Annotated in this window: 4 protein-coding genes; 1 reads left to right on the forward strand and 3 read right to left on the reverse strand. The window is 74.5% G+C overall.

All coding sequences use genetic code 11. The annotated features are described in order from the left end of the window. Positions 1–256: 256 nt before the first annotated feature. The gene (locus E1265_RS33975; RefSeq protein ID WP_132934804.1) at positions 257–1,183 is read left to right on the forward strand and encodes a phosphotransferase; all 927 of its coding nucleotides are present in this window, start codon (positions 257–259) and stop codon (positions 1,181–1,183) included. Positions 1,184–1,192: 9 nt separating this feature from the next. Here E1265_RS33975 and E1265_RS33980 read toward each other — a convergent pair whose 3' ends face one another. Genes E1265_RS33980 through E1265_RS33990 form a run of 3 tightly spaced genes read right to left on the reverse strand, consistent with a single transcriptional unit; the run spans position 1,193 to position 4,425 of the window. After that, a complete protein-coding gene (locus E1265_RS33980) occupies positions 1,193–2,218 on the reverse strand; it encodes an L-idonate 5-dehydrogenase (RefSeq protein ID WP_132934805.1) in 1,026 nt (341 codons plus the stop codon). Positions 2,219–2,231: 13 nt separating this feature from the next. Then, positions 2,232–3,008 carry an SDR family oxidoreductase gene (locus tag E1265_RS33985; protein ID WP_132934806.1) on the reverse strand — a complete coding sequence of 259 codons (777 nt, stop codon included), beginning with the start codon at positions 3,006–3,008 and terminating at the stop codon, positions 2,232–2,234. A gap of 10 nt (positions 3,009–3,018) precedes the next feature. Continuing rightward, on the reverse strand, positions 3,019–4,425 hold the full coding sequence (locus E1265_RS33990) for a gluconate:H+ symporter (RefSeq protein ID WP_132934807.1): 1,407 nt from the start codon (positions 4,423–4,425) through the stop codon (positions 3,019–3,021). Between the last annotated feature and the right edge of the window lie 35 nt (positions 4,426–4,460).

Here is a 4,460-nt window from a genome sequence, read left to right on the forward strand (position 1 = left end):
TAGGAGACAGGGGCGGGTGGGCGCGACACGGCCGCAGGCCAACACGGCCACAGGGGCCCGACAAGCGGCGAAGCCGCCGTCAAGGCCCCGTAAGCCAGCCGCGCGCCAGCGCACACCAACACCGCTGGTGACCCGGCCCGCACAGCCAGTCCACCGCGCGCCAGCGCAAGCGCGCCGCGGCCTACGCCGAGCGCGTAGCGATACCACGGGGAAACTCCGGTGACGGCTCGCTACGGCCCGCCTACGATCGGGCCCCGTGTTCTCCCGCCCTTCCTTCATCGACGACGACGCGATCGCGCGCGTGGTCGCCGACCACTGGCTGCCCGAGATCACCGAGGTCGCGTACCTGCCCTGGGGGTTCGGCGCGCACCACTGGCGGGTGCGCGGCGCCGGCGGTCGGGCCCTGTTCGTGACGCTTGACCAGCTGGCGCCCCGGCACACCGCGGCCTCGCTGGAGGCCGCCTACGCGGGGGCCGCCGCGCTGGCCGCCGGCGGCCTGGCCGTGGTGTGCGCGCCGCTGCCCGCCGGCACCGGGCGGTTCACCGTCGACGTCGGCCCCGGGGCGCTCAGCGTGACGCCATGGCTCGACGGGCGGTCACCGACCGAGACGGAGGCCCGCGAGCCCGGGCACGTCCGGGAGGTCGTCGCCGCGCTGGCCGCGCTGCATGGCGCCGCGCCCCCGGAGGGGCTGCCGCGCTGGACGCCACGGGTCGACCCGGGCTTCCCGGACGGGCTGCGGGCCGACACCGCGGGTGTCTGGACGTCGGGGCCGCTGGCGGAGCGGGCGCGGGCCGCGCTCGCCGCCCGCTGCGAAGCGATCGGGCGCTGGACCGCCCGCTACCTGGAGCTGGCGGACCTGGCGCGGTCCCGCCAAGGCTCCTGGGTGCCGACCCATGGCGAGCCGCACTTCGCCAACCAGGTCACGGTCGCCGGCGGGCTGAAGTTGGTCGACTGGGAGTCGCTGGCGCTCGCGCCGCGCGAGCGGGACTACGCCAGCCTGCTCGACACGGCCGCCGGCCCCGCGCTGGCCCCGGACCCCGCGATGGTCGAGCTGTTCGCGCTCGACTGGCGGCTCTCCGAGATCGCCGAGTACGCGCGCTGGTTCGCCGCCCCGCACACCGGCAGCGACGACGACCACACCGCGCTCCAAGGGCTCTACGCGGAGCTGTCGGACGCCACCTGATCGTTCGGGTCAGGCGCCGAAGTCCAGCAGCACCTTGCAGGAGGTGGACCGGTCGGCGGCCAGCGCGAAGGCCGCCGCCGCGTCCCGCACCGGCCGTACCGCGCTGATCAGTCCTTCGAGCGCGGGGCGCGCCGCCAGCAGTCGCAGCGCCTCGTCCAGCTCGGGCGCGAAGCGGAACGCGCCGCGCAGGTCTAGCTCGCGGGTGACCAGCGCGTTGCCGGCGAACGGCGTGGTGCCGGGCGGCAGCAGGCCGAGCTGGACGACGACGCCGCCCCTGGCCACCCGGGTCAGGCAGTCGGCGAGCCCGGGCGCGGTGCCGGAGGCCTCGATCGCCACGTCCACCCGCTCGGGCCAGCCGGGGTCGGCCGGGTCGTCGGCGCGCACCACGGCCGTGGCGCCGGCGGTGCGGGCGAACTCCAGGGCGCGCGGCAGCAGGTCGGTGACGGTCACCGAGGCGGCGCCCGCCTCGTCGGCGGCCGCGGCGACCAGGCAGCCGATCGGTCCCGCGCCGGTGACCAGCACGTGCCGGCCCGCCACGGGCCCGGCACGGCGCACCGCGTGCAGGGCGACGGCCAGCGGCTCGGCGAGGGCGGCGCGCTTCAGGTCGAGACCGGCCGGCAGCGGCCGCAGCTGGTCGGCGGGCACCACGATCCGGGCCGCGAAGCCGCCCTGCACGTGCGGCATGCGGGCGGCGCTGCCCAGGTAGCGGGTGTCGCGGCAGATGTTGGCCCGCCCGGCGGCGCACTCCGGGCACCGGCCGCAGGGGGTCGCCGGGTGGACGGCGACCGGGGTGCCGGCCGAGGGCCCCGTCGCGTCCGGGCCGTAGCCGACGACGGTGCCCACCACCTCGTGGCCCGGGACCAGCGGCTCGCGGAGCCGGAAGTCGCCGACCCCGCCGTGCCGGTGGTAGTGCAGGTCGGAGCCGCAGACGCCGCCGTAGCGGATCGCGACCAGGGCCTGCCCGGAGCCCGGCTCCGGCTCCGGCAGCTCCTCGACCCGCAGGTCGCCCGCCCCGTGGATCACACAGCTCAGCATCGTTCCCACCGCCTCACAACACGCTCGACATTCCGCCGTCGACGTACAGCACCTGCCCGTTGACGAAGTCGGCCGCCGGCGAGACCAGGTAGCGCAGCGCGCCGACCAGGTCCTCGACGCGGCCCCACCGGCCGGCCGGGGTGCGGCCGCGCACCCAGGCGCTGAACTCCTGGTCCTCGACCAGCGGCCTGGTCAGCTCGGTCTCGATGTAGCCGGGGCCGAGGCCGTTGACCTGGAGGCCGTGCGGCCCCCAGTCGGCGCACATGCCCTTGGTGAGCATCTTCAGGGCGCCCTTGGTGGCGGCGTACGGCGCGATGCCGGGCCGCACCACCTCGCTCTGCAGCGAGCAGATGTTGACGATCTTGCCCCGGCCGCGGGCGGTCATCCGCCGGGCCGTCTCACGGCCGACCAGGAAGGCGCTGGTGAGGTTGGTGTCGATGATCCGGTGCCACTCGGCGTCGGTGAAGTCGAGGAGCGGCTTGCGGTGCTGCATCCCGGCGTTGTTGACCAGGATGTCGAGCGGTCCGACGCGGTCCTCGACGTCGGCGACGCCGGCTGCGACGGCCGGCCCGTCGGTCACGTCGAACGCGGCGGTGTGCACGGTGGCGCCGGTGGCGTCGCCGATCTCGGCCGCGGCCTTGGCGAGCCGCCGCTCGTCGCGCCCGTTGAGCACGACCACGCAGCCGGCGGCGGCCAGGCCGCCGGCCAGCGCGTGGCCGATGCCGCGGCTCGAGCCGGTCACCAGGGCGACGCGCCCGGCGATGTCGAAGAGGCGATCTGGTGCTGTCACGGTCGGCCGCCTAGATGATCAGGGAGAGCAGCAGGACGAAGACGAGCGAGACGACGGAGATCACGCACTCCATCACCGACCAGGTGCGCAGGGTCTGGCCGACGCTCATCCCGAAGTACTCCTTGACCAGCCAGAACCCGGCGTCGTTGACGTGGCTCAGGAAGAGCGAGCCGGCGCCGATGGCGAGCACGAGCAGCGCCACGTGGGAGGTGGACATGTCGGCGGCGAGCGGGGCGACGAGGCCGGCCGCCGAGATGGTGGCGACGGTGGCGGAGCCGGTGGCGAGGCGGATGCCGACGGCTATCAGCCAGCCGAGGAGCAGCGCCGAGATGTTCCAGTCCTGGGAGATGTCCAGGATCATCTGGCCGACGCCGGAGTCGATCAGGGTCTGCTTGAAGCCGCCGCCGGCGCCGACGATCAGCAGCATGCCGGCGATCGGGCCGAGCGAGCTCTCGACGGTGGAGGCCAACCGGTCGCGGGCGAAGCCGGCCGCGCCGCCGAGGGTGAACATGCCGACCAGCACGGCGGCGAGCAGCGCCATCATCGGGTTGCCGACGACGTCCGCGACCCGCTGCACGGTGTTCTCGGGGTCGTCGATGACGATGTCGACGAGCGCCTTGACCAGCATCAGCACCACGGGCAGCAGCACGGTGGCGACGGTGACGGCGAAGCCCGGCCTGCGGTCGAGCTGCTCGGAGGGCCGCTCCGGGATCAGGCCCTCGGGCGGGGAGACGTCGACCCAGCGGTCGGCGTAGCGCGCGAAGACCGGACCCGCGATGACCGCGGTGGGCACGGCGATCAGCACGCCGAGGGCGAGGGTGACGCCGAGGTTGGCGTCGACCGAGTCGATGGCGGCCAGCGGTCCCGGGTGCGGGGGCACCAGGCCGTGCATCACGGAGAGTCCGGCGAGGGCCGGGATGCCGATCCGCATGAGCGAGTAGCCGCCGCGCTTGGCGACCAGCAGCACCACCGGGATCAGCAGCACGATGCCGACCTCGAAGAAGAGCGGCAGGCCGATGATGCCGGCGATCAGCACCATGGCCCACGGCATGGCGCGGTTGGACGCCTTGGCCAGGATGGTGTCGACGATCTGGTCGGCGCCGCCGGAGTCGGCGAGCAGCTTGCCGAGAATCGCGCCGAGCGCGATGAGGACGCCGACGCCCGCCACGGTGGAGCCGAGACCGGCGCTGAAGCTGCTGATCACCTTGTCGAGCGGGGCGCCGGCGACGGCGCCGAGCACCAGGGTCCCGATGGTGAGGGACAGGAAGGCGTGCAGCTTGAAGCGGGTGATCAGCAGCACGAGCACGGCTATGCCGAGCAACACGGCGAGTGCGAGCTGCCCGTGCCCGGCGGACGTGATCGGCTCGGCCGCCGGGGACGAACCGGCTGCCAGCACCTCCACGTTGAGATGCGTCATGGTTTACCTCACGGAACGGGTGGGGGGACTGGGCG

The organism is Streptomyces sp. 8K308 (genome assembly GCF_004348315.1).
Classification (GTDB): domain Bacteria; phylum Actinomycetota; class Actinomycetes; order Streptomycetales; family Streptomycetaceae; genus Streptomyces.

Excerpts from the sequence above, each read along its gene's own strand:
- E1265_RS33980 (WP_132934805.1), bottom strand. The coding sequence starts at position 2,218 with ATGCTGAGCTGTGTGATCCACGGGGCGGGCGACCTGCGGGTCGAGGAG.
- E1265_RS33990 (WP_132934807.1), bottom strand. The coding sequence starts at position 4,425 with ATGACGCATCTCAACGTGGAGGTGCTGGCAGCCGGTTCGTCCCCGGCG.